At 62.4% G+C, this 22,732-nt stretch carries 24 protein-coding genes, 1 tRNA gene and 1 pseudogene; 8 read left to right on the top strand and 18 right to left on the bottom strand.

All coding sequences use genetic code 11. The features are described from left to right. Positions 1–157 precede the first annotated feature (157 nt). A tRNA-Leu gene (locus tag AC0L3D_RS27225) sits at positions 158–242 on the top strand. A gap of 165 nt (positions 243–407) precedes the next feature. Next, a complete protein-coding gene (locus tag AC0L3D_RS27220) occupies positions 408–539 on the top strand; it encodes a hypothetical protein (RefSeq protein ID WP_287176100.1) in 132 nt (43 codons plus the stop codon). Positions 540–570: 31 nt separating this feature from the next. Here the strand turns inward: AC0L3D_RS27220 and AC0L3D_RS27215 are convergent, their stop codons facing one another. From AC0L3D_RS27215 to AC0L3D_RS27205, 3 genes are read right to left on the bottom strand one after another with little or no spacing between them, the layout of a single operon-like run. Continuing rightward, a complete protein-coding gene (locus tag AC0L3D_RS27215; RefSeq protein ID WP_128176534.1) occupies positions 571–2,019 on the bottom strand; it encodes an aromatic amino acid lyase in 1,449 nt (482 codons plus the stop codon). A 52-nt stretch (positions 2,020–2,071) separates the two neighbouring features. Beyond that, positions 2,072–2,653, bottom strand: coding sequence for a GDYXXLXY domain-containing protein (locus AC0L3D_RS27210; protein WP_473646383.1), 582 nt, complete (start codon positions 2,651–2,653; stop codon positions 2,072–2,074). Beyond that, positions 2,650–3,765 carry a DUF2157 domain-containing protein gene (locus AC0L3D_RS27205; protein WP_473646381.1) on the bottom strand — a complete coding sequence of 372 codons (1,116 nt, stop codon included), beginning with the start codon at positions 3,763–3,765 and terminating at the stop codon, positions 2,650–2,652. The genes AC0L3D_RS27210 and AC0L3D_RS27205 overlap by 4 nt, the downstream gene beginning before the upstream one ends. A gap of 236 nt (positions 3,766–4,001) precedes the next feature. Here AC0L3D_RS27205 and AC0L3D_RS27200 point away from each other — a divergent pair, with 236 nt between their 5' ends. Beyond that, entirely contained in the window at positions 4,002–4,142 is a 141-nt protein-coding gene (locus tag AC0L3D_RS27200; RefSeq protein WP_006335194.1) for a DUF1127 domain-containing protein, read from the top strand. 54 nt (positions 4,143–4,196) lie between these two features. Beyond that, complete coding sequence (locus AC0L3D_RS27195) at positions 4,197–4,337, top strand: DUF1127 domain-containing protein (protein WP_023802557.1); 141 nt, start codon at positions 4,197–4,199, stop codon at positions 4,335–4,337. Between the two features lie 369 nt (positions 4,338–4,706). Here AC0L3D_RS27195 and AC0L3D_RS27190 read toward each other — a convergent pair whose 3' ends face one another. Next, positions 4,707–5,315 (bottom strand): hypothetical protein, encoded by a 609-nt coding sequence (locus AC0L3D_RS27190; protein ID WP_473646380.1) that lies wholly within the window; start codon positions 5,313–5,315, stop codon positions 4,707–4,709. A gap of 102 nt (positions 5,316–5,417) precedes the next feature. Here AC0L3D_RS27190 and trmFO point away from each other — a divergent pair, with 102 nt between their 5' ends. The 3 genes and pseudogenes from trmFO to AC0L3D_RS27175 all read left to right on the top strand — a co-directional run. Then, entirely contained in the window at positions 5,418–6,827 is a 1,410-nt protein-coding gene (gene trmFO / locus AC0L3D_RS27185) for a methylenetetrahydrofolate--tRNA-(uracil(54)-C(5))-methyltransferase (FADH(2)-oxidizing) TrmFO (protein WP_473646378.1), read from the top strand. Positions 6,828–6,899: 72 nt separating this feature from the next. Next, positions 6,900–7,190, top strand: coding sequence for a type II toxin-antitoxin system ParD family antitoxin (locus tag AC0L3D_RS27180; RefSeq protein WP_473646376.1), 291 nt, complete (start codon positions 6,900–6,902; stop codon positions 7,188–7,190). Continuing rightward, positions 7,183–7,521, top strand: a pseudogene (locus tag AC0L3D_RS27175) (type II toxin-antitoxin system RelE/ParE family toxin); the annotation flags it as partial. The gene AC0L3D_RS27180 and the pseudogene AC0L3D_RS27175, both read left to right, overlap by 8 nt. Before the next feature lie 39 nt (positions 7,522–7,560). On the opposite strand, the gene AC0L3D_RS27170 reads toward AC0L3D_RS27175, so the two are convergent. The 4 genes from AC0L3D_RS27170 to yajC all read right to left on the bottom strand — a co-directional run bounded on the left by AC0L3D_RS27170 (position 7,561) and on the right by yajC (position 12,035). Further along, complete coding sequence (locus AC0L3D_RS27170) at positions 7,561–8,412, bottom strand: phytoene/squalene synthase family protein (protein ID WP_473646375.1); 852 nt, start codon at positions 8,410–8,412, stop codon at positions 7,561–7,563. A gap of 1 nt (position 8,413) precedes the next feature. Continuing rightward, complete coding sequence (locus AC0L3D_RS27165) at positions 8,414–8,803, bottom strand: Mth938-like domain-containing protein (protein ID WP_023802563.1); 390 nt, start codon at positions 8,801–8,803, stop codon at positions 8,414–8,416. Positions 8,804–8,818: 15 nt separating this feature from the next. Beyond that, a complete protein-coding gene (secDF, locus tag AC0L3D_RS27160) occupies positions 8,819–11,371 on the bottom strand; it encodes a protein translocase subunit SecDF (RefSeq protein ID WP_473646374.1) in 2,553 nt (850 codons plus the stop codon). A gap of 325 nt (positions 11,372–11,696) precedes the next feature. Then, on the bottom strand, positions 11,697–12,035 hold the full coding sequence (gene yajC, locus AC0L3D_RS27155) for a preprotein translocase subunit YajC (RefSeq protein WP_023802565.1): 339 nt from the start codon (positions 12,033–12,035) through the stop codon (positions 11,697–11,699). A 271-nt stretch (positions 12,036–12,306) separates the two neighbouring features. On the opposite strand from yajC, the gene AC0L3D_RS27150 reads away from it, so the two are divergent. Next, on the top strand, positions 12,307–13,182 hold the full coding sequence (locus tag AC0L3D_RS27150; protein WP_473646372.1) for an ATP-binding protein: 876 nt from the start codon (positions 12,307–12,309) through the stop codon (positions 13,180–13,182). Between the two features lie 190 nt (positions 13,183–13,372). On the opposite strand, the gene AC0L3D_RS27145 is transcribed toward AC0L3D_RS27150, so the two are convergent. The 10 genes from AC0L3D_RS27145 to nagZ form a co-directional block, all read right to left on the bottom strand. Continuing rightward, a complete protein-coding gene (locus AC0L3D_RS27145) occupies positions 13,373–14,878 on the bottom strand; it encodes a peptidoglycan DD-metalloendopeptidase family protein (protein WP_473646370.1) in 1,506 nt (501 codons plus the stop codon). Positions 14,879–15,077: 199 nt separating this feature from the next. Further along, positions 15,078–15,743 carry a protein-L-isoaspartate(D-aspartate) O-methyltransferase gene (locus AC0L3D_RS27140; RefSeq protein WP_473646369.1) on the bottom strand — a complete coding sequence of 222 codons (666 nt, stop codon included), beginning with the start codon at positions 15,741–15,743 and terminating at the stop codon, positions 15,078–15,080. Further along, positions 15,740–16,498, bottom strand: a complete 759-nt coding sequence (gene surE, locus AC0L3D_RS27135) for a 5'/3'-nucleotidase SurE (protein WP_473646367.1) — start codon at positions 16,496–16,498, stop codon at positions 15,740–15,742. The genes AC0L3D_RS27140 and surE overlap by 4 nt, the downstream gene beginning before the upstream one ends. Next, on the bottom strand, positions 16,498–17,802 hold the full coding sequence (serS, locus tag AC0L3D_RS27130) for a serine--tRNA ligase (RefSeq protein ID WP_473646365.1): 1,305 nt from the start codon (positions 17,800–17,802) through the stop codon (positions 16,498–16,500). Before serS ends, surE begins: the two co-directional genes overlap by 1 nt. Positions 17,803–17,926: 124 nt before the next feature. Continuing rightward, positions 17,927–18,736: a twin-arginine translocase subunit TatC gene (gene tatC / locus AC0L3D_RS27125; protein ID WP_051407946.1), complete on the bottom strand. Its 810-nt coding sequence runs from the start codon at positions 18,734–18,736 to the stop codon at positions 17,927–17,929. A gap of 44 nt (positions 18,737–18,780) precedes the next feature. Then, positions 18,781–19,461: a Sec-independent protein translocase protein TatB gene (gene tatB / locus AC0L3D_RS27120; RefSeq protein ID WP_473646364.1), complete on the bottom strand. Its 681-nt coding sequence runs from the start codon at positions 19,459–19,461 to the stop codon at positions 18,781–18,783. Between the two features lie 29 nt (positions 19,462–19,490). Continuing rightward, positions 19,491–19,712 carry a twin-arginine translocase TatA/TatE family subunit gene (locus AC0L3D_RS27115; protein ID WP_023802572.1) on the bottom strand — a complete coding sequence of 74 codons (222 nt, stop codon included), beginning with the start codon at positions 19,710–19,712 and terminating at the stop codon, positions 19,491–19,493. Between the two features lie 177 nt (positions 19,713–19,889). Beyond that, positions 19,890–20,669, bottom strand: a complete 780-nt coding sequence (gene scpB / locus AC0L3D_RS27110; RefSeq protein ID WP_128246782.1) for an SMC-Scp complex subunit ScpB — start codon at positions 20,667–20,669, stop codon at positions 19,890–19,892. Then, positions 20,666–21,466 carry a segregation and condensation protein A gene (locus AC0L3D_RS27105; protein ID WP_023802574.1) on the bottom strand — a complete coding sequence of 267 codons (801 nt, stop codon included), beginning with the start codon at positions 21,464–21,466 and terminating at the stop codon, positions 20,666–20,668. The genes scpB and AC0L3D_RS27105 overlap by 4 nt, the downstream gene beginning before the upstream one ends. 126 nt (positions 21,467–21,592) lie before the next feature. Continuing rightward, on the bottom strand, positions 21,593–22,612 hold the full coding sequence (gene nagZ / locus AC0L3D_RS27100) for a beta-N-acetylhexosaminidase (RefSeq protein ID WP_023802575.1): 1,020 nt from the start codon (positions 22,610–22,612) through the stop codon (positions 21,593–21,595). Positions 22,613–22,732: the final 120 nt, after the last annotated feature.

Here is a 22,732-nt window from a genome sequence, read left to right as displayed (position 1 = left end):
CCTCTTGGACGCACAAAGGACGCTGTAGGACCTTCATTTTGGCGCGTGATCCTTTCCGAAAATCGCTTTTCCGATTTCGGGATCATGCGCCGGCGAACGGCCCTTATTTTGACCGCGACATTGACAGAATGATGACTACATGGGATTGCCGGGCGACGCGGATGTGGCGGAATTGGTAGACGCCCTGGATTTAGGTTCCAGTGCCGAAAGGCGTGGGGGTTCGAGTCCCTTCATCCGCACCAAGTTTTTCACCTGAAAGCCTGGAACGCTGGCGTCTCTAGGTGGCGCGTTGTTCGGCAGAGCATCAATTGGCCCTTCTGAAAGCAGACCTGCTCAAGATGGCTGCCGGGAACCAGCCTCGGCGAGCCACGTTGCTAGGTCATGGACCTTCACAAAAGGATCGTGCAATGGCGAAAGACCTACCCCGCGAGGAAGAGCAACGCGGCACCGGAAAGGTCCTCATGTGGGGCGCCGCGATCATCGCTATGCTTTTTGTCGCCCTAATGGCCGTGTTCATCCTCGGGCCGTTCTGGTCGTAGCCACCATTGGCATTGCGAAACTCCAGGCCGCCTACTCCTCGAAGACCTGGCAGGTGAACCATTCGGTCAAAGTCGCAAGTTCAGGTCCCAGCACGCGATCGTCGCCGACCGGCGGCACGATGCTTCTTATATCCGCGACGAACGACTGAAGCGCCGGAGGAGCCACGCGCTCGGTGACATGCAATGCCTGCGAGGCGATCACCGCCAGCATCGCCATCGCGGCATCGAGACAGCGGCCGGAGCGTGCTTCCTTCGTCCAGGCGAGGAACACCGTCGTGGCGACATCGTCCTGTCCGGCACCGGCCGATTCCGTTCCCGGGATGAAGGTGCGCTGCGCCGAAAGTTTCGCCTGCTCCAGATAACCCGTGATCGCCATCGGCACATAGCCGACATTGCCGTGGCCGTCGCTGTCGCTCCAGTCCCGCCCTGTCAAAAGCAGATCGGGCAGGAGCGAGACCTTGCCGTTCAAAAGCTTCGAGGCGTGGCGGTCGCACAAGAGGCAGATGTCGGCCCATATCGCCGCCAGATCGTCCAGGGCGGGTGTTGCCATGGCATTGTGATAGCCGCCCGTGCTGATGCAGCGCCCGAGCGGATACCCGTCGTCAGGCGGGATGTAGACCGGATTGTCCGATACCGAAGCGAGCGACACGGTGGCCGCCCGCTCCGCCGGTGCCAGCGCGCGATGCGCGTGCCCGAGGATGCGAGGGACGATGCGGTAGCTGACCGGTGCCTGGTAATTGCGGCGCCCGGTGCCGGCGCCGGCAAGGAACTCCCTCAATCCCCTCAGGGCCGCCGCTTCGTGTTCATCGCCCCAAAGCGCATCGAGCGCCGGGTCGTAATGTTCGAGCGGCGCGCGAAACGCCTCGATCGAAAGCGCAAAGACTTTTTCGGCAAGGCGAATGCGGCGGCGAGCCGCCAAGGCCGCGTCGGCCACGAGTGCGGCAGCGCAAGGCGAACCGTTGATCAGCGAGCCTCGTTCCTTGACTTCCAGGTCGAAGCGCGTCGAAAGCTCCGCAAACAGCGGATAGAGCGCGAGGATTTCACCGGCACCGCCCTGACCGGAGGATGGCACCATGGGCATGGGTCCGCCGTCCAGCATCGCGGCGACGGCGAGCGCCATGCGCGGTGTCGTCGCGGCATTTCCCTCGAGGAAATTCGCCAGCCGGGCGAGCACGATCGCCCGTACCACGCGGTCTGGCAAAGGCTCGCCGAATGATGTTGCGGCTGCGAACGCCTTGATGCGCGCATGGCGACCCCGCTCGCTAAGTTCGAGCCGCCTGCTTGCCAGTTCTCCCATAGCGGTGGTTACGCCATAGATGACCGGAACAGGGTCGGTTTCAATGAGACGCAGGAACGACGCGCGACACTCTGCGATGCGCTGCAAGGCCTTGCCGCTGATTTGTACCGTGTCTTTTTTCCAGGCGACGCGGAAAACGGAGCTGAGATTTATGTCTTCTCGTGTCGTCAGGATAGTTGTCATGTTTGATGCTGTCCGAGCGGCCACGCTTTCCCAATTCTAATCCGGGCCAATTCTAATAAAGTGGTTCCTCGAACAGCGTCTTGTCGCCGTCCATCAGCGCCTTGATCTGCGCGGCGCCATCGGCTGCGATTGCGACGCGGACGCCGAACGGCCGCACCCGCATGTCGTTCTGGATCGCCATCCCCTCGCCTTCCGGCAGGTAGAAGCGTTCGATGCCGTAATCCGGCGCGATGGTGGTGGCTGCGCTGAGATCCCACCCCACGGCCACATGCCCGACAATATCGGCTTCGTCGGATGCTGCCGGCGCCGGCGCTTGCCCGAACCAGGCCGTGGTCGCCTCCCAATAGCCGTCGGCGCCCTGCTTCAGCCTGACGACGATCGGCGTATCGTCGCTCGTCAGCTTACCGGTCGGAATGTTGGCGATCAGCTTCACCGGCAGGCGCGAAATATCATAGCTGAGTATAATGTAGTCGCCGCGCAGCAGATCGCGCGGATCGATCGGTTCGACCCTCAGCAGCACCTGCTTGCCGTCGCGCAGGATCGCCGCCCGGCCGGCGATGATCCACATCAGGAAGCCGATCTGGACGAGTGCCAGCACCAGCGCTGAAATGATCAGTTTTTTGCCGGTCATCATGCCGCTGCTCCTTCTGCGCTCGGGAGCCTCATGCGCTTCTCCACGCGGAGGATGACAAGGGCAAGCAGGCCAAGAAGCACAGCGGCTGCAAGGAAGAAGCCTGCCGTGTCGAGCATCGACTGCAGCATCACCACATGGATGATGGCGAGTTCGAAGGCGAAGCCGGCATAGGCAACCCAGCGCAAGCCCCTGCTCTCGCGGCCGCCCAGCACGATTGCCGCGACAATGCCGGCAAGCGCAATGGCCGAGGCAATGCCAAAGCCGCTGTTATTGCTTTCACTGGCCAGTTCGAACTGGATCATCGCCAGGCCGGTGAGAAACCCGATCAGCGCGTGCAAGGGCAGACGGCCGCCAAGCTGCAATATCCGGTCGACGGGCTCGGCAGCGAAGATCGCAGCCGCGAAAAGCAGCGCCGACACGACAATGAGCGGGACGGCGACCTGCAGCGTTTCGTATTCCGTAAACAACAGCACGAGATAGAAGATGACCGACAGGATGATCAGATGCCGCGCCGCCTGGCTGCGGGTCCAGAACGAAATGGCGAACAACATGATCGCCATGGCGACGAAGAGGTGCGGAAATTCCGTGCGCCTGAAATAATCGAACCCTCTCAGGAACAGCCACGCGTCGGCAATGCCGACAGAAGCGACGGTCAGCGGGTTCGAGCGCAGCGCAACTGCCGCCAGGGCGGTGCCCGCGCCCCAGGTGATCAAGGCCGACGCTTCATCGCCGGACAAATGGTACATCTGGCCGACCAGCGCGATCGATCCGCCAAATGCCGCTGCGGCGACGATCCAGAATGCCTCGCCGATTGCAGCATGGTCGCGTGTCTTCAGCACGGCGCCGCCGACATAGCCGGCGAAGATGATGGCGAAGAGCGCTGCCACCCGCGCCAGCCGCGGAATGGCTTCCCAGTTGGCGGCGACGAAGATCAGGACGGCCGCACCAAAAAGCAACGCCGCCATCATCGCCAGAATCGAGCCGAAGCTCAGTGATTTGCGCTCATTGGCCTCGACGTCGCGCGTCAGCGCGTCGGCCGTCGAGGCGTCGATCAGTCCGGCCTGCAGCCATCGTGCGATATCGGCCGTGACTCGCGACGAATAGCTCGCCATGCCTTTTCTCCTCCAGCTTGGTCGTTTCTTCAGCCGACCCGGACAAACCGTTGACGCTACGGCATTTTCCGATTCGGGCCTATCTATGTCGAAGACGAGAATTGCCGGTGATTGTGCATTGCACAATTTGCATTGCTGCCATGCACCAATAGCGCTTTTAAATCGATATGACCCGACCTATCTTCTGGGCGTACACAAAGACGGAATGATCCGAAGAAAGACGAAACGAGAATACCATGAACCTGATCCGCAACTACCGCAACTGGCGCCGCTACCGGGACACCGTTTCCGAGCTGAGCCGCCTGAGCAACCGCGAACTGACCGACCTCGGCATCAGCCGCAGCGACATCCACTACGTCGCCCGCAAGGCGGTCTAATCCTCTTCGGACCGCAAATGGTCCGAACCAGTTTGACTTGAAAAGAGAACGACAATGAACCTGATCCGCAACTATCGCAACTGGCGCGTTTATCGCTCGACGGTTACCGAGCTGGGTCGCCTTTCGAACCGCCAGCTGCATGATCTCGGCATCGTCCGCGAAGAGATCAAGAGCATCGCCCGCAAGGCGATCTAGTCAGAATTTCGCCCGGGTCGACCTCCTCCCCGACCCTGACGGATACGGTCAGCCTTCACCTCCTCCCGAGGGTTGACCACAAAAACGGCGCCCGCCGCACCTCCTCCCGCGGCGGGCGCTGTTTCCCCCAGGGCGAAGCGATTTCGTCCAAAAGGGTTTCGCCCCCTTTCATCAGGCGAAAGGAATTTCGTCAAAGCCGACCTCCTCCCCGGCGATGGCGAATACGGTCGATCTTCACCTCCTCCCGAGGATCGACCAGCAAAACGACACCCGCCGGATCCTCCCCCGGCGGGTGTTGTTGTTTTTCAGGCTCGACGCACACTCTGAGAATCGTTCTGGGAATTCGTCCTGGCGGGGAAGTCCCTGTCGTTAGTCGAGCGCACCGCTTTCCAGCACACCCCTCTTCTTCCACTGGCTGAGCGGAAAAATGTCCGGTGCGCCGCCCATCGGCGCATACCAGGAATCCACCACCCACTCGGTGCCTCTGCGGTCGCTGATCACCGCCGTCCAATGGGGATAGCGCCCGTCGACAAACAAGCCTCGCGAGGCCTTGTCCTCAACCTTGTGGAACCTGAGCAATTTTCGCTCGGCAAGATAGACCAGCAGCGCATGGGTATTGGTCGATTCGTCGACACAATCCATCTGGCCCCTGATGCGCGATGCGCCGAATTCCGACTGCGGCAGATCGCGAATTCCGGTGGCCCGGAAAATGCGCTGCTCGAAATAGCTAATAGCCTTCGAAATGGCGGCTCGCTCGGCTTGGGGCGAACCGGCGCCGGCACGCAGGATAGAGCGGAAACGCGCGCCGTCACCGGGGCCAAGCGCCAGCATCGTGCGATAGTTGCAACTGTAGCCGTGGCAGATGGGGATCCGCTTGGAAGCCGTCGCAGCCAGTTCGCCGGCGGCCGCCGATCCGCCCACGGCGATCACGACTGTCAGAAATGTCGCTCTGGCAAAGATCCCAAGCACCCCGTCCATTCTCCTACAGTAGACGATTGCAGCGCTTGGCGGCAACAACGCGGCCGACACGGCCGGCTCGTGTAATTGCAATCGCAGCTACAAAGGATTATTTCGGCGCTCATGAACAAGAATCCCATTCACGTCATCGGCGGTGGCCTGGCCGGTTCTGAAGCCGCCTGGCAGGCGGCCGAAGCCGGCGTTCCCGTCGTGCTGCATGAAATGCGTCCCATCCGCGGCACCGATGCGCACAAGACGGATGGATTGGCCGAACTCGTCTGTTCCAATTCCTTCCGCTCCGACGATGCGCAGACCAACGCCGTCGGCCTGCTGCACGCCGAAATGCGGCTGGCCGGTTCGCTGATCATGAGCGCCGGCGACGCGCACCAGGTGCCGGCCGGCGGTGCGCTGGCTGTCGACCGCGACGGGTTTTCCGGAGCGGTGACAAAAAAGCTCGAAGCGCACCCGCTCATCACCATCCAGCGCGAGGAAGTGCCAGGCCTGCCGCCGGCGGATTGGGACCAGGCGATCATCGCCACCGGCCCGCTGACCGCACCTGGGCTCGCCCAATCGATCGCGGAAGTGACCGGGGCCGATGCGCTCGCCTTCTTCGACGCCATCGCGCCGATCGTCCATTTCGACACGATCAACATGGACATCTGCTGGTTCCAGTCGCGCTACGACAAGGTCGGACCTGGCGGCACCGGCAAGGATTACATCAACTGTCCGATGGACAAGGAGCAATATCTTGCCTTCGTGCAGGCGCTTGTCGACGGCCAAAAGACCGAATTCAAGCAATGGGAAGGCACGCCCTATTTCGACGGCTGCCTGCCGATCGAGATCATGGCCGAGCGCGGCGTCGAGACGCTGCGCCATGGGCCGATGAAGCCGATGGGGCTGACCAATGCGCACAATCCGTCGGTAAAGGCCTATGCCGTCGTGCAGCTTCGCCAGGACAATGCGCTGGGCACGCTCTACAACATGGTCGGCTTCCAGACCAAGCTGAAGCACGCCGAACAGGTGCGCGTGATCCGCACCATCCCGGGCCTCGAAAACGCTGAGTTTGCCCGCCTCGGCGGCCTGCACCGCAACACCTATATCAATTCGCCGACGTTGCTTGACCAATCGCTGCAGTTGAAATCACGGCCCGGCCTGCGCTTCGCCGGCCAGATCACCGGCTGCGAGGGCTATGTCGAAAGTGCCGCCATCGGCCTGCTTGCCGGGCGCTTTGCCGCCGCCGAGCGGTTGGGCCACGCGCCGGCGCTGCCGCCGATGACCACAGCCTTTGGCGCGCTGCTCAACCATATTACCGGCGGTCACATCGTTTCCGACGACGAGCCGGGAAAGCGCTCATTCCAGCCGATGAACATCAATTTCGGCTTGTTCCCTCCGGTGGAAGCGCCGCAAGCCGAGGGACAACGCCTGCGCGGCAAGGACAAGACCGTCGCCAAGCGGCGTGCCGTGACGTCGCGTGCGCTGGCCGCCTGCCGCGAATGGCTGGGGCTGCCTTCCCAGGCGGAAGCGGCGGAATAGGCCGCCTGTCTGTTCTTGTCGATCGGCCGGCAGGGAGTAGGATACTATCCTACCATCATAGGGAGCAATTCCGTGGAACCCGCCGAGAAACTGTCCGTCACCGTCACGCCCGCCATGGCGCGCATGATCCCCGAAAAAGTCGAGGATGGCACCTTTGGATCGGCGAGCGAGGTCATCCGTGCAGCCCTTCGCGCCTTCCAGCGCGAGGAGGAAGAGCATGCCGAGCGCATGGCCTCGATCAGGGCGCGCGTGAAGGCATCGATCGAGGATACAAGGCCGGGCTATTCAGGAGAAGAGGTTCGCGCTCACCTTCGGGGGTTCGTCGCCCGACTTTCGAGCCGTTCTGATGATTTAGCGGCTTGAAGTCGAGTATCGAGAAACCGCCAGGGATGATCTGGCCGACATTTTCAGGAACATCGTAGAGGCTGGCGGAAGTCCGGAAGTCGCGCTGCAATTCGTCTTGTGTATCGAAGACCGCTGCCAGAGCATCGGCAATGCGCCTCGGGGTGGCCGGTCGCGCGATGACATTGCGCCGGGATTGCGAACAGTGCCGTTCGAGCACTCTGCCATCATCGCTTACGTTGTAGATGTTGTCCGCATCGTCAACATCTTCTATGGCGGTCGCGACTATGAGGCGCTGATGCGCGATGGCGGATCGAGGACCCATCGTGACAGACGTCTACGGCTGCCGTGATAGTTCCGGCTTTCCGGATTCCTTCATGCTTGGCAGCCTTCAGGCGTCCGGCCAGCCTCGCGTCGCGCGGCGCAACAACAGAAAATGCCGGCGCCAGGCCGAGAGCCGCGCCACCTCGTTCAGAGGTGACTGACGAGAACTTTCCATCTTGCCGAGATAGGCGCGCGACAAGGCCAGCGGCAAAAATGCTGGTCTGAGCGAATCCGGCAACGACGATGCACCGCTTTCGAAAGCTGCAAGATGTTCTTGCGCCAGCGCGATCATTGCGGCGACGGCGCGTTGTGCTCCAGGCCCGTCATCGCTCGCAACGAACTCTTCGGACGACGATCCTGCCGCGGCCAGAATGTCGGCCGGGACAAAGCATTGCCCACGCTTGCGATGCAATGGCAGCAGCAGCAAAAGGCCGGTCATCGCTTGTGCGCAACCTGCCCTGCCCGCAAGTTCGGCGAAACGCGGCGCTTCGACGGGATCGAGCACCATCGCTGCAAGCTGGATGAGCGCCGCTGCTGTCTCGCCGCAATAGCCTTCCAGATCGGTGCGCGACGGCATGGGGTCGTCATAGAGATCGAAAATACGGGCTTCGAGCATGTTCTCGAAGGCGAGCTTCGGCAGGTGGTGGGCGGAAATCGTCGCCTTCAACGCGTCGGCGACGGGATGGCCGGTGTCTACCCCGGGGTCCTCGGCTGCGATGACATCGCGCCACCATTGCAGTCGCACCTCGCCGGGCAGTGCCTCGCGGATACGGTCGCGAATGCCTGATATCTCGGCATTGAAGGCATAGAGCGAAAACAACGCGTCACGCTTGTCCTCGGGCGCATAGAGCGCGCAAACATAGCGATCATGGTCGGCGGCGCGCACCGTTTCCATGACGATTTTGGCGTTTTCGCTCACGTCACTCGACGGCAATCAGCGCGGCGGCCACCGCACGGTTTTCCGCCAGGAGAACATTGTAGGTCCGCACGGCAGCACCAGTCGACATCGGATCGGCCGCAATGCCCGCCGCCTTCAACACAGCACGCAGCGCCGCCGGCAACGGCCTGAGATCCTTGCCGGCGCCGACCAGCAGGATCTCGACCTGGTCAGCCTCGTTGAGCAACTTGGCGAAATCCGCCGCCGTCAGCGCCAGGGGATCAGCCGGCTCCCAGCCATAGATGCCCGACGGCAGGCACAGGAGCGAGCCGCGATGCGACATGTCGGCGAACCGAAACCCGCCATTGCCGTAGGCCTCGATCGGCGCACGGCCGGGGAAATGCGCCTCACGGATGACAATGCCTTTGGTCATCCCGTTGGCCGCCCGTCAGGTTGCTATGGCTTTGCCGCCGCTCACCGGCTTCTCCACATCGGCCGTCGCGGTTTCCGGCCGCAGCTTGAACAGGATGAGCAATGGCGCGGCGATGAAAATCGACGAATAGGTTCCGAAGACGACGCCGAACAGCATCGCCAGCGTGAACGAGCGGATCACCTCGCCGCCGAACAGCACAAGCGCCAGCAGCGCGAGCATCGTCGTCACCGAGGTCAGCGTCGTTCGCGACAGCGTCTCGTTGATGGCGTTGTTCAACAATTGTGGCAACGGCATCCTCTTGTATTTTCGCAAGTCTTCGCGAACACGGTCATAGACGACGATCGTGTCATTGAGCGAATAGCCGATGATGGTGAGTATCGCCGCAAGCGACGATTGGTTGAATTCGAGACCGGAGATGACAAAGAAGCCGATGGTCATGACCACATCGTGGACCGTGGCGATGATGGCGCCGACCGCGAACTGCCATTCGAAGCGGAACCAGACATAGACCAGGATTCCGAGCAGCGCGATCAGCATGGCGATGGTGCCTTGCTTGGCAAGCTCGCCGGAAACCGTCGGTCCCACCACCTCGACGCGGCGGAAATCGTAATGGTCCTGCAACTCGCCACGCACCTTGTCGATGACGGTCTGTTCGGCGTTCTCGCCGCCCTCCTGCGTGCCGACGCGGATCAAGACGTCGTTCGGGTCGCCGAACTGCTGCACCTGCACTTCGCCGATGTTGAGTTCCGAAAGCCTGCCGCGGATGTCGGCAATATCGGCGGTGCCATCCTTGGCCTGGACCTCGATCAGCGACCCTCCCTTGAAGTCGATGCCGTAATTGATGTCGACGGTCATGAACAGCACGACCGCCAGGATCGACAGCACGCTGGACAGCGCGAATGTCCAGCGGCGGATGCCCATGAACGGAATTCGCGTGCCCGGCGGGACGAAGGTCACCGGCGCGCGCGGCAATTCCTTCGGGCGGGCGCGGCGAAGCCAGATCGACACCAGCAGGCGGGTGAAGGTGAAGGCGGTGAAGACGGTGGTCAGAATGCCGATGGCGAAGGTTACGGCAAAGCCCTTCACCGGGCCGGTCCCGAGCCAGAACAGCACCACGGTCGCGATCAGCGAGGTGACGTTCGAATCGACGATGGTCGCCAGCGCTTTGGAAAAGCCCGTGTCGATCGCCTGGATTACCGAGCGGCCGTTTCGCCGCTCCTCGCGGATGCGCTCGTAGATGAGAACGTTTGAATCGACCGCCATGCCGATGGTCAGCACGATGCCGGCGATGCCGGGCAATGTCAGTGTCGCGCCAAGCAATGACAACAACCCGATGATCATCGCGACATGCACCGCCAACGCGATGTTGGCAATGAAGCCGAGAAAGCCATAGGCCACGAACATGAACACGACGACGAGGATGGAGCCGATCACGCCGGCAACCTTGCCGGCGTGAATGGAATCTTCGCCGAGCCCAGGGCCTACCGTGCGCTCTTCGATCACCGTCAGCGTCGCCGGCAGCGCGCCGGCACGCAACAGCACGGCGAGATCGTTGGCGCTCTCGGCGGTGAAATTGCCTGAGATCTGGCCGCTGCCGCCAAGGATCGGTTCGCGGATCTGCGGCGCCGAAATCACCTGATTGTCGAGGATGATGGCAAACAGCTTGCCGACATTCTGCGAGGTGGCCTGGCCGAAACGCGCCGCCCCTTTGGAATCGAACGTGAACGAAACCACCGGCTCATTGGTCTGGGAATTGTACGTCGCCTGCGCATCGACGAGATTCTCGCCAGAAACGATGACGCGGTTCTCGATCAGATAGGGAACCGGCGGATCATCCTGCGAATACAACACCGAGGATCCGGCCGGTGGACGACCGTTGAGCGCGTCCTGCACCGGCATCGACTGGTCGACCATCTGGAAGGTCAGCTTGGCGGTCTGGCCTAGAATGTCCTTCAGCCGTTGCGGATCCTGCAGGCCCGGCACCTGCACCAGAATGCGGTCGTCGCCTTGGCGTTGCACGATCGGCTCGGTGGTGCCGAGTTCGTTGACGCGGCGCTCGACGACTTCGAGCGACTGCGCCAGCGCCGTCGACGTGCGATATTTGATGCCGGCATCGGTGAAGGCGAATTTGAGCAGACCGGACTCGGTATCATCCAGCGACATTTCCTGGACGGAGCCGCCGCTGAACAGGCCGGCGGCCACCGGATCGGTCAATGTCTTCAGCGCCGTCTTGGCGGCTTCGACCTGACCAGGATCGGTGATGCGGACCTGCACGGCCCGGCCTGATCCGGCAAGGCCGGTATAACCGATCTTGGCATCGCGCAGCCGCGTCCTGATTTCGTCGCGCGTCGTCTCCAGCCGATCCTTGATCAGATCGTTCGGATCCATCCTGAGCAGGATATGCGAGCCGCCCTGCAGATCGAGGCCGAGCGTCATCTGGCGCTTCGGCACCCAGTCGGGAAGCTTGGCGACCGTGCTTGCCGAAAAAAGATTGGGCGCAGCCAGGATCACTGTGGCGGCCACGGCCAGCCAGATCAGGATCATCTTGAAGCGCGAGAAATAGAGCATATAGCGTCGTCCGTCACGGCATTCGGGCGGATCGTTCCGCCTGGAATTGGGTTATTTATAGGCGCTCTGGTTCGCCACTGGCTCGCCGTGGTCCGCACAAAGGTTGATGTCAGCACAAGGCAGTTCACTTTGATGCTGCCATCGGGCTTTCTTCAACTATTGTCAATCTTGCCGGCATGGGACCAGCGCGCAATGGCATCACGAGATCGTTGGCGCCCCGTGATACCGGCGGCCAGCCAGATCAGGTTCATCCTGAAGCGCGAAAATACAGCAAATGGCGTTTGTCGGTCTGGGTGTATCCGCAGATCGTTCGCCGACAATCGGTTTATTTCTTGGCGTTCTGGTTCGCCACTGGCTCGCCCTTGACGCGCACATCGGCGATCGTCGAGCGCAGCGCCGTTACCTTGGTGCCACCGCCGAGATCGATCTCGAGCTCGTTGTCATCGATGACCTTGGTCACCTTGCCGACGAAACCGCCGCCAGTGACGACCGTATCGCCGCGGCGCACCGCCGCCAGCATCTCGCCGCGCTTCTTCAACTGCGTGCGCTGCGGCCGGATGATCAGAAAATACATGATCACGAAAATCAGGACAAACGGCAAAATGCTGATGAACATATCCGGGGAGGTGCCGACGCCTTGGGCATATGCCGGTGTCACGAACATCGAAGTACTCCTGAATTTTGAAAAACAGCCGCCAAACGGGTAATTTGGCGGCCCCGTGAAATTTGGCCGGAATATAGTCGGTAAAGTTGCCAATGCAACTGCGGCCGAGCATTTCAGCTGCTTTTCCGGCTGGTTGAGCCGTGTTAGAGCATGGTCCCGAATGATGGAGCGCGGTTCTCGAAAAAGATCGTGCCCTAACAAAAGGTTGGAGCCGGTTGCGAAGCCGCCGGAATCGACAGGTTCCGTTGCTTCCTGAATGCAAAAGACAAGAATGACCGACAGCACCATCGAAGCCCTGAACAGGAAGCTCGACCGCCTGATCGAGGCGGTCGCCCGCCTCGCCCCGCCCCCGGTGCCGGAAACCGATCTCGGCGCGGCCGACTGCTTCGTCTGGCAGGCTGATCCCGGCTATCTGGAGCCGGTGCGCAAGGTCAACCGCGTCGACATCGGTTTGATCCGCGGCGTCGACCGCGTCCGCGACATACTGGTCGACAACACCGAGCGTTTCGCGTCCGGTTACGCAGCCAACAACGTGCTGTTGTGGGGCGCACGCGGCATGGGAAAATCCTCGCTGGTCAAGGCCGTGCACGCGGCGGTCAACGCATCGGCAAAGCTGGACCTGCCACTCAAGCTCATCGAGATCCACCGCGAGGACATCGACACGCTGCCGAAGCTGATGGCGCTGCTGAAGGCAGCGCCTTACCGTTTTATCCTGTTTTGCGACGACCTCTCATTCGACCACGACGACACGTCCTACAAGTCGCTGAAGGCGGCGCTCGAAGGCGGAGTCGAGGGCCGCCCGGCCAATGTGATCTTCTACGCCACGTCGAACCGGCGCCACCTTTTGCCGCGCGACATGATCGACAATGAGCGCTCGACCGCCATCAACCCGTCGGAAGCGGTCGAGGAAAAAGTCTCGCTCTCCGACCGTTTCGGCCTTTGGCTCGGCTTCCACAAATGCTCGCAGGACGAGTATCTCGACATGATCGACGGATATGTCCGCCATCACGGACTTGCCATCGATCCCGAGACGCTGCGCGCCGAGGCGCTGGAATGGGCGACGACGCGCGGCAGCCGTTCGGGCCGCGTCGCCTGGCAGTATACCCAGGATCTGGCAGGCCGGCTCGGCAAGTCGCTCCAGGATTAGACCATGATCCCGAACCGAAGGTCAGCGTAGCAAAAAGTGGAGCCCGGTTTTCGGACAAGATCATGGTCCGGAAACGCCTCTGAAAAAGCCCGCCCCTTGCGGAGCGGGCTGAGCCGGCAGGCCGGACTGGAGGTCAGGCGGCCCGCAATCGCTTTTCTTGTTCTATTCAAGATAGGTCGAAGGACTTTCTTTATTCAAGATAGGTCGAAGGATCGACCGGCGCCGAATTCTTGCGCACTTCGAAATGCAGTTTCGGCGAGTCGGTGGTGCCGCTCATGCCGGACTGCGCGATTTCCTGGCCGCGCTTGACCTTCTGGCCGCGCTGGACCTCTATCGAACGGGCGTGACCATAGACTGTGACCAAACCGTTCTCGTGGCGCACCAGCACCGTATTGCCGAATTCCTTGAGGCCATCGCCGGCATAGATGACGACGCCGTTCTCGGCCGCCTTGACTGGCGTTCCTTCCGGCACGGCGATGTCGACACCGTCCTTGCCGCCGCCGAAACTGGAGATCACGCGGCCGCGCACCGGCCAGCGCATCTTGCCGATACCGGTGGCGTTCGGCGCGACCGCGTCGTCGTCCTCGGCCTGCTGGATGACCTTTTCCTTCTTCGGCGGCGTGTAGGCGGCGAGCGTTTCCGACGGCGTCGTCTTCGCCGCAGGCGGGGTGGTGGCAGTTGTTACCGGATCGACCTTTGCCTGCTTGGCGTTGGCAACTGTCGCGGTTCCGCCGGCCGGCACCTTCAATGTCTGGCCGATCTTGAGCAGACCGTCCTGCATGCCGTTCGCCTGCTTCAACGCAACCACGCCGACGCCGGTCTTCCTGGCGATGGCCGACAGCGTATCACCCTGCTGCACGGTGTAGGAGCCACCGGCACCAGCCGCCTTGGGTGCGGCGTCCTTTGGCTGGCTTGCCGCGGCCGATGCATCCACCTGCGCGGCGGACTTGCCCTCCTTGAGCTTGGGCTGCTGCGGCAGCACGGCGACCATCTCCGGCGCCTTGGCCGGCACATCGTGCTTGGTGTCGTTCGCAGGCTTGGCGTCGGCAAGCTTCGGCGCCGGTTTCTTGCCCGAATAGGCATAGGCCGGGATGACGATCTTCTGGCCGGTCTTCAGCCCGTTGGTCGCGCTTAGCCCATTGACCTTCATCAGCGCGTCGGCGGGCACGCCGTAGCGCCGCGACAGGCCGGAAATGGTCTCGCCGTCCTTGACGATGATCTCGGTGGCACGCGGCTCGCCGCCCGCCGTCGCCATGCGCGGAGCATCGGGCTGTGACTCTTTGAACGGCTTTGCCACGGTTCCGGTCGCAGTCCGGTCGACCCGGGGAGCGGCTGGCGCCGAAGCGGTGCGAGCCGGACTGGCGGCGGGCGCCGACGCGGTAGCCGGCTGCGCCTGGTCGACCGGCGGCAATTGCTGCGTCGTGACGGGTTCGAGGCTTGAACGGCTTACCGACTGGGTGTGGCTGCCGTCGAGCGGCGCGGCCGAAACCGCGGCGGCATCGCCGGGATAGGGCTGGGCGGCGTCCTGCTTGTCGATGATGGCGCGCTGGTTGTTTGTCGACGACGTGAAGACATCGTCGACGCTGTTGAACCGCGAGACCTGGGAACTGCATCCCGCCGTAGTGCCCGCAACCATCAGGACGGCGATACCCCGCGCCAGGTTGCGTCCGTTTGCCTTCAAAATACTGAATTGCATCGCATTTACCCGCAGATACCCGGTACAGACTGACCGTGATTAAAGCGCGTTAATGTTACCGGCCGGTTAAACCTCTAGAATCAGACGCAAATTTTCTTAAAATATTTAAAGCTGCATTGGACGGGAGTGATTGAGCTGAGGTAAGCCGGAGACGGACCAGACAGGTGAGTTGCGGGCATCACCTGAACATCGACAGATCCTAGATGACGGCGGCCACGCTGCGCAGGATCGGCTGCAGGCGTACGAGACCGATGTCCTCGCGTTCGAAGCGGCTGCCGACCTTGGTCAGCTTGGCCAGCACCTGCTCGCCCTCCTCGGGTCCGATCGGGGCGATGACGATGCCGCCGCTCGACAATTGATCGAGCAGGAAGCGCGGCAGGCTGTCGAAGGCCGCCCACGCGACGATACGGTCGAACGGCGCTTCATTGGCCAGTCCGTTGGAGCCGTCCGCCTGGCGCACGATGACATTGCCGATGCCGAGCGCCTCGAAGCGCTGTTTGGCCTGCTCGACCAGCGTCTTGTAGCGATCGATTGTGACGACGCGCGCGGCGAGCCGCGACATCACCGCCGCCGTGTAGCCCGACCCGGTGCCGATCTCGAGCACCCGGTTGCCCGGCTCGATGGCAAGTGCTGCGATCCCCGCAGCCTGCAGATCGGCGCCCTCGATCGCCTCGCCGCATTCGATCGGCAGCATGCGGTCCGACCAGGCGATCGGATGGAACTGTGCGGAAAGGAAGCCGCGCCGCGGCGTCGCCTCGAAGGCGGCGATCAGCGCCTTCGGCACCACGCCCCTGCCGCGCAGGCGGAGCAGGAAAGCGGCGAAGCCTTCGCGGTCATCGACCGTCGGACCATGGTTCAGGTTCATGCGAGCGCCTTGGTCAGTTGATCGCGAATTTCATGCGCTGTGAGATCGAGCTGCAGCGGCGTCACCGACACCAGCCGGTTGCGCATGGCATGGAGATCAGTGCCTTGCTTGCCCTCGACCGGCTCGCGGCCGAAGCGCAGCCAATAATAGGGAAGCCCGCGGCCGTCGCGGCGCTCGTCGACCCACAGGCTGTGGACGAGCTTGCCTTGCGAGGTGACCACCGTGCCGGCGATCTCTTCGGGAAGGCAATTCGGAAAATTGACGTTGAGCAGCACGCCATCCGGCAGCGGCATGGCGACCAGTTTTTTGAGCAGCGCCGGCGCCAGCGCCTCGGTGGTCTCGTAAGGGACGAGGCGATCCTCGCCGACATAGGAATAAGCCTGGCTGAGCGCGATCGAGCGCACACCGAGCAGCGCGCCTTCCATGGCGCCGGCAACGGTGCCCGAATAGGTGACGTCGTCGGCGATGTTGGCGCCGGAATTGACCCCGGACAGGATCAGGTCTGGTGCTGCGGGCAGGATTTTTTTTACGCCCATGATGACGCAGTCGGTCGGCGTACCGCGCACGGCAACGTGCTTTTCGCCGATCTTTCTCAGGCGCAGCGGCTCCGAGATCGACAGCGAATGCGCATAGCCGGACTGATCCTGCTCCGGCGCCACCACCCAGACATCGTCCGACAGCGTGCGGGCGATGCGTTCGAGCGATGCAAGGCCCTCGGCATGGATGCCGTCATCATTGGTCAGGAGGATGCGCATTATCTCGATTCGATCTTTTCCAGACCGCCCATGTAAGGCCGAAGCGCTTCAGGAATGGTTACGCTGCGATCCTCATTCTGGTAGTTTTCGATGACGGCAATAAGGGCGCGGCCGACGGCGGTGCCGGAACCGTTCAGCGTGTGGACGAAGCGGTTGCCCTTGCCGTCCTTGTCCTTGTAGCGGGCATCCATGCGCCGTGCCTGGAAATCGCCACAGACCGAGCAGGACGAAATCTCGCGATAGGCGTTCTGGCCCGGCAGCCAGACCTCGATGTCATAGGTCTTGCGCGCGCCAAAGCCCATGTCGCCGGTGCACAGCGTCACGGTGCGGAACGGCAGGCCGAGCCGCTTCAGCACTTCCTCAGCGCATTCGGTCATCCGCTCGTGCTCGGCAAGCGAGGTGTCCTGGTCGGTGATCGACACCAGTTCGACCTTGTAGAACTGGTGCTGGCGCAGCATGCCACGCGTGTCACGCCCGGCCGAGCCCGCTTCCGAGCGGAAGCACGAGGTCAGCGCGGTATAGCGCAGCGGCAGTCTTTCATGCGGCGTGATGTCTTCGCGCACGAGATTGGTCAGCGGCACTTCGGCGGTGGGAATGAGGCCAAGCCTGCCGTCCCCATGCGGGGCGAAGAACAGATCCTCCTCGAACTTCGGCAGTTGCCCGGTGCCGAAAAGCGCTTCGTCGCGCACCATCAGCGGCGGCTGGACCTCCTCGTAGCCATGCTCGGTCGTATGCAGGTCCAGCATGAACTGGCCGAGCGCGCGTTCCATCCGTGCCAGTCCGCCCTTGAGCACCGTGAACCGCGAACCGGACAGTTTCGCCGCCCGCTCAAAATCCATCATGCCGAGCGCTTCGCCGATCTCGAAATGCTCCTTCACCCAGTTCGGGCGGGCCGGCACCTTGCCGACGGTGCGCTTGACGACGTTGTCGTGCTCGTCTTTGCCGACCGGCACGTCGTCGAGCGGCACGTTGGGCAGCACCGCCAATGCGACGTTCAGCGCCTTGTCGAGCTCGCGTTCGCGCGCCTCGCCGTTCTGGATGAAGGCTTTGATCTCGCCGACCTCGGCCTTCAGTCTTTCGGCAAGGGCGGCGTCGCCCGAGCGCATGGCGTTGCCGATTTCTCTCGAGGCGGCGTTGCGGCGCTCCTGCCTGGTCTGCAGCTCGGTCAGATGTTCGCGCCGCGCCTCGTCCCTGGCGATCAGATCATCGACCGTGGACTCCGCCTCCGCAGCCGACCACGAGCGCTTCTGGAGCGCCTCGACAAGGGCCATCGGATGGTCGCGAATCCATTTGATGTCAAGCATGGTCTGTTCGTCCTCAAGTAGCTAGAGGGGGCGTAAACCGCATCCTTGACCGATGCAAGATGTGAAGATCGAGTTCCCTCGCGCCCCGCGCTGTCCCGCAAACCTCAAGATAACGGCGATGCCGCTAGGTCGACGACGCGTCCGCCGGCTTCTCGGCCGCCGCTTCCGCAGCCTCCCGCTTCTCGCGCGCCAGACGTTCCCGTTCCTTGCTGCGCTCGATCAGCCGGGCCGACCAGATCGAGACCTCGTAGAGAAGGATCGTGGGAACGGCCAGACCGATCTGGCTTATCGGGTCGGGTGGCGTCAGAATAGCCGCGACGACGAAGGCGATGACGATTGCCCATTTGCGCTTTTCGACCAGCGCCTCGGACGACAGCATGCCCACCCGCGTCATCAGGCTGGTCACCACCGGCAACTGAAACACCAGCCCGAAGGAGAAGATCAGCGTCATGATCAGGCTGAGATATTCCGACACTTTCGGCAGCAGCGAAATCTGCACCTGGTCGTCGGTGCCGGCCTGCTGCATGGCGAGGAAGAACCACATCACCATCGGCGTGAAGAAGAAATAGACCAGCGACGCGCCCATCAGGAACAGGATCGGCGAAGCGATCAGGAACGGCAGGAAGGCGTTGCGTTCATTCTTGTAGAGGCCGGGCGCGATGAATTTGTAGATCTGCGTGGCGATCAGCGGAAAGGCGATCACCATGCCGCCGAACATCGCCAGCTTGACCTGGGTGAAGAAGAATTCCTGCGGCGCCGTGTAGATCAGCTCGACCTTGTGCGGGTCGAGCCCTGCCCATTGCGTCGCCCATTTGAACGGGATGACCAGCAGGTTGAACAACTGCTTGGCGAAGAAGAAGCAGAACAGGAAGGCGACGAAGAACCCGCCGATCGACCACATCAGCCGCCGGCGCAACTCGATCAGATGCTCCATCAGCGGAGCCGCCGACTTGTCGATCTCGTCCTTTTCCGAAATGCTCACTTGGCGGCTCCCGCCGTCCTTTTGGCGGCTGCGGCCGGCTTCTTCACCGTTGCTGGTGCGGGCTTCGGCTCGGCCTTTTTAGCCGCGGTCTTTGTCACAGCAGGTTTTGCCGCTGGCTTCGCTGCGGCCTTGGAGGCCGGCATCGCTTTCGCTGGCGCGGCCTCCGTCTTCGCCGCCGAGGCCTTTGGCGATGCGGCCGGCGCCGCCGTCGCGACAGGCGGTGTCACCGAACCATCGGTCATCGCCGGAAAGGTCGGCGCCGCCGGCGCCGCTTCCGGGGCATCGACGCCCGGCAGCACCGTCGCGCCATTGTTCAGCTCGGTATCCTGCGGCGTCGAAGCAGCCGGCGCGACCGGGTCTGCGGCCGGCTTCGGCTTCATCACCGCGTCGACGCCTGAACGGACGTCGGCCGCCGCCTGCTCGAACGGGTTGAGCTGTTTCCTGATCTCGGCGGCCGGGTTGAGGCTTCTGAGTGAATCGACCGACTTCTTGACGTCGTCAAGCTCGGCCTCCTTCAGCGCATCGTTGAACTGTTTCTGGAAGTCGGCTGCCATGCCGCGCATCTTCGCCGTCGTGCGGCCAAAAGTGCGCAGCATCTTGGGCAAATCCTTGGGCCCGACGACCACGATCATGACGATCGCGATCACCAGCATCTCGGTCCAGCCGATGTCGAACATGGCGATACGTTCCGACTAAAGTTTTGGGCTCAGCTCTTGCTGGCCTTTTCCTTCGCTGCCGAAACGGTTTCGTCGGCACGGTGCTCGACGGTGCGCTTGTCCTCGGCAACCTCGTCGTCGGCGATGCCCTTCTTGAAGCTCTTGATACCCTTGGCCATGTCACCCATCAGCTCGGGAATCTTGCCGCGACCGAACACCAGCAGCACGATCACCAGCACGATCAGCCAATGCCAAATCGAAAATGAACCCATAACAATCTCTCTCGAAAGTTTTCTCTGACGATGATCTATGCGCTTTCGCGCCGGGATTCAAACACAACCGCGACAGAGTTTATAAATGAGTGGCCGAAGTCACGCAGTTTCGGCGCCTCAGCCCGCTACCAATCGGCGCAGCCGTTAAATACCATCGCTTTCGGCACGTCGTTGCGGTCAATCTTCCTCGACACGCGGCGTCAACAGGCCGAGTTCCTCAAGGTCGATGTCGGTCAGCGGATCCTCGTCATCGGTCAGCACGTCCGGGTCGGCCGGCGGCGTCGGAATGGAAAAATTCGACGGCATGCGGCCCGAAAGCAGCCCGGCACCCTTCAATTCCTCTATACCTGGGAGATCGCGGATCTCCTCCAACGCGAAATGGTCGAGGAAGATGTCGGTGGTGCCGTAGGTGACGGGACGGCCGGGCGTGCGGCGCCGGCCGCGCATCTTCACCCATTCGGTCTCCATCAGCGTGTCCAGCGTGCCCTTCGAGGTCTCGACGCCTCTGACATCCTCGATCTCGGCGCGCGTCACCGGCTGGTGGTAGGCGATGATCGCCAGCACTTCGAGCGCCGCACGGGAAAGCTTCTTCTGCTGCACCGTGTCGCGGCTCATCAGGAAAGCGAGATCGCCGGCGGTGCGGAACGCCCAGGCATCGCCAACGCGCACCAGATTGACGCCGCGCCGCGCATAAATCTGCTGCAGTTCAGCCATCGCCGCGGCAATATTGATGCCGTCGGGCAGGCGCCCGGCAAGCTGCTTTTCGCTGACCGGCTCGGCGCTGGCGAACACGATTGCCTCGGCCATGCGCACGGCCTCTGCCATATGCAGCCGCTCGCCAGGATTCTGGGACAAGTTCTGGGCCTGACTTTCTGCCAGCATCTCGGCGAGCACGCCGTCTTCGGTCTCGTCGTCGACCTTGAACGGAATGACCGAAGCGTTGGTGCGCTCGCTCATGATGCCACCTCAACTGCCCTGATGCCTTGCGCACGACCGCGCAGATAGAGCGGCGCGAACACGTCGTCCTGCCGCATTTCCATTTTGCCTTCGCGCACCAGTTCCAGCGTCGCCGCAAACGAACTGGCAATCGCGGTACGCCGCTCGTCCGGGTCGGTCAGATATTCGACCAGGAAACGGTCCAGCGCCGTCCAGTCGGCAAGCGTGCCGATCAGCCTGTTCAGGATGTCGCGCGCATCCTTGAGCGACCACACACCGCGCCTGGCGATCGTCACATTGGTGATCGCCTGCTTCTGGCGTTGCGCCGCATAGGCGGTCAGCAGATCGTAGAGCGAGGCCGAATAGGCGTTGCGTTTCTCGACGATGACCATTTCCGGCATGCCGCGGGCGAACACGTCGCGCCCGAGCCGATTGCGATTGACCAGGCGTGCCGCCGCGTCACGCATCGCTTCCAGTCGCTTCAACCGGAATTGCAGCACCGCCGCCAGTTCCTCGCCGCTTTCACCGTCGTCGCCGGGTTGCTTGGGGATCAAAAGCTTCGACTTGAGAAACGCCAGCCACGCCGCCATCACCAGATAGTCGGCGGCAAGCTCCAGCCTGAGCGCCCTCACCTTTTCGACGAAGGCCAGATATTGCTCGGCCAGCGCCAGGATCGAGATGCGCGACAGATCGACCTTCTGGTTGCGGGCAAGATGCAGCAGAAGATCGAGCGGGCCCTCGAAACCGTCGACATCGACGACCAGCGCGGGATCGCCGGTCAGCCGCGAATCGTCGTTCTCGGCCCAAAGACGGTCCATCGGTGCGGCCTTGCCGGCCTTGCTGTCCAATGTTTCCGCCACTTCCTGTCGCTTCCTTTGCTTCTAACTTCGTGTTTGACCGTGATCTGTTCCGAAAAACCGGCTCCCACCGTTCGGGATCATGGTCTAGGCCACCGCATCGAAATAGGTGGCGAATTCGGCGCGTATCTCGGTTTCATCAGCCCGATCGCGGTTCTTGATATAGGTCAGCGCCCGTTGCGCGCGTTGCAGCGACGTGCCTTCAAGCCCCGTTGTGCGCGACGCAATGCCGACCATCTCCTCGAAAACGCCGTTGCAGTGAAGGACCAGATCACAGCCCGCCGCAAGGATCGCCGCCGCCTTTGTCGGGAAATCCCCAGAAAGTGCCTTCATCGAGGTGTCGTCGCTCATCAGCAGCCCGTCGAAACCGATTTCGCCGCGGATGATCTCGTCGATGACCTTGCCGGAGGTGGTGGCCGGGTTCTTCGGGTCGATCGCGCTGTAGACGACATGCGCCGTCATCGCCATCGGCAAATGATTGAGCTCCCTGAACGGGGCGAAATCATGCCGCTGCAAGTCGCTCATCGAGGCATCGACGGTCGGCAGTTCGAAATGCGTGTCGGCAAAGGCCCGTCCATGCCCGGGAATATGCTTCATCACCGGCAGCACGCCTCCCGACATCAGGCCCTCCGCCGCGGCGCGGCCCAGTTCGATGACGGCACGAGGCTCCTTGCCATAGGCGCGCGCGCCGATGACGTCGCTGGCGCCCTCGATCGGCACGTCGAGCACCGGCAGGCAATCAGCCGTGATGCCGTAGCGCAGCAGGTCGAAAGCATGCAGCCGCGCCATCAGCCATGCTGCGCGGTTGCCGGCATCGTGGTCGTTGCGCCACAAGGCGCCGAGCGCGCCACCGGCCGGATAATTCGGTGCCAGCGGCGGCCGCAGGCGCTGCACACGGCCGCCTTCCTGGTCGATGAACACCGGGGCGTCCGGGCGCTCGACACAATCGCGCATCGCGGCGACCAGATCGCGGATCTGCTCGGCCTCGCCGATGTTGCGGGCAAACAGGATGAATCCCCACGGGCATTCGCTGCGATAGAAACTGATTTCGTCGCGTGTGAGCGATTTCCCGGCGCAGCCAAGGATCATGGATTTTGATTCGGTCATGGGCGGGAGTTTAGAGCTTCCCGCAGACAAAGGGAATCGCATCGAGCCACATCGCTCGAGCCGGAATCCCTTCCACACAAGGAACTCCTTCCACCATAGAAAACCGGCGCGGTCTGTGAC

The sequence above is a fragment of the Mesorhizobium sp. WSM4837 genome, assembly GCF_055811435.1.
The sequence above is the reverse complement of the archived record's forward strand: the minus strand, read 5'-3'. Positions and strand labels throughout refer to the sequence as shown.

Bases quoted from the DNA above. Each gene is read 5' to 3' on its own strand.
- AC0L3D_RS27220 (WP_287176100.1), top strand. From the start codon at position 408: ATGGCGAAAGACCTACCCCGCGAGGAAGAGCAACGCGGCACCGGAAAG.
- AC0L3D_RS27215 (WP_128176534.1), bottom strand. From the start codon at position 2,019: ATGACAACTATCCTGACGACACGAGAAGACATAAATCTCAGCTCCGTT.
- AC0L3D_RS27210 (WP_473646383.1), bottom strand. From the start codon at position 2,653: ATGATGACCGGCAAAAAACTGATCATTTCAGCGCTGGTGCTGGCACTC.
- AC0L3D_RS27205 (WP_473646381.1), bottom strand. From the start codon at position 3,765: ATGGCGAGCTATTCGTCGCGAGTCACGGCCGATATCGCACGATGGCTG.
- AC0L3D_RS27200 (WP_006335194.1), top strand. From the start codon at position 4,002: ATGAACCTGATCCGCAACTACCGCAACTGGCGCCGCTACCGGGACACC.
- AC0L3D_RS27195 (WP_023802557.1), top strand. From the start codon at position 4,197: ATGAACCTGATCCGCAACTATCGCAACTGGCGCGTTTATCGCTCGACG.
- AC0L3D_RS27190 (WP_473646380.1), bottom strand. From the start codon at position 5,315: ATGGACGGGGTGCTTGGGATCTTTGCCAGAGCGACATTTCTGACAGTC.
- trmFO (WP_473646378.1), top strand. From the start codon at position 5,418: ATGAACAAGAATCCCATTCACGTCATCGGCGGTGGCCTGGCCGGTTCT.
- AC0L3D_RS27165 (WP_023802563.1), bottom strand. From the start codon at position 8,803: ATGACCAAAGGCATTGTCATCCGTGAGGCGCATTTCCCCGGCCGTGCG.
- secDF (WP_473646374.1), bottom strand. From the start codon at position 11,371: ATGCTCTATTTCTCGCGCTTCAAGATGATCCTGATCTGGCTGGCCGTG.
- yajC (WP_023802565.1), bottom strand. From the start codon at position 12,035: ATGTTCGTGACACCGGCATATGCCCAAGGCGTCGGCACCTCCCCGGAT.
- AC0L3D_RS27150 (WP_473646372.1), top strand. From the start codon at position 12,307: ATGACCGACAGCACCATCGAAGCCCTGAACAGGAAGCTCGACCGCCTG.
- AC0L3D_RS27145 (WP_473646370.1), bottom strand. From the start codon at position 14,878: ATGCAATTCAGTATTTTGAAGGCAAACGGACGCAACCTGGCGCGGGGT.
- AC0L3D_RS27140 (WP_473646369.1), bottom strand. From the start codon at position 15,743: ATGAACCTGAACCATGGTCCGACGGTCGATGACCGCGAAGGCTTCGCC.
- surE (WP_473646367.1), bottom strand. From the start codon at position 16,498: ATGCGCATCCTCCTGACCAATGATGACGGCATCCATGCCGAGGGCCTT.
- serS (WP_473646365.1), bottom strand. From the start codon at position 17,802: ATGCTTGACATCAAATGGATTCGCGACCATCCGATGGCCCTTGTCGAG.
- tatC (WP_051407946.1), bottom strand. From the start codon at position 18,736: ATGGAGCATCTGATCGAGTTGCGCCGGCGGCTGATGTGGTCGATCGGC.
- tatB (WP_473646364.1), bottom strand. From the start codon at position 19,461: ATGTTCGACATCGGCTGGACCGAGATGCTGGTGATCGCGATCGTCATG.
- AC0L3D_RS27115 (WP_023802572.1), bottom strand. From the start codon at position 19,712: ATGGGTTCATTTTCGATTTGGCATTGGCTGATCGTGCTGGTGATCGTG.
- scpB (WP_128246782.1), bottom strand. From the start codon at position 20,669: ATGAGCGAGCGCACCAACGCTTCGGTCATTCCGTTCAAGGTCGACGAC.
- AC0L3D_RS27105 (WP_023802574.1), bottom strand. From the start codon at position 21,466: ATGGACCGTCTTTGGGCCGAGAACGACGATTCGCGGCTGACCGGCGAT.
- nagZ (WP_023802575.1), bottom strand. From the start codon at position 22,612: ATGACCGAATCAAAATCCATGATCCTTGGCTGCGCCGGGAAATCGCTC.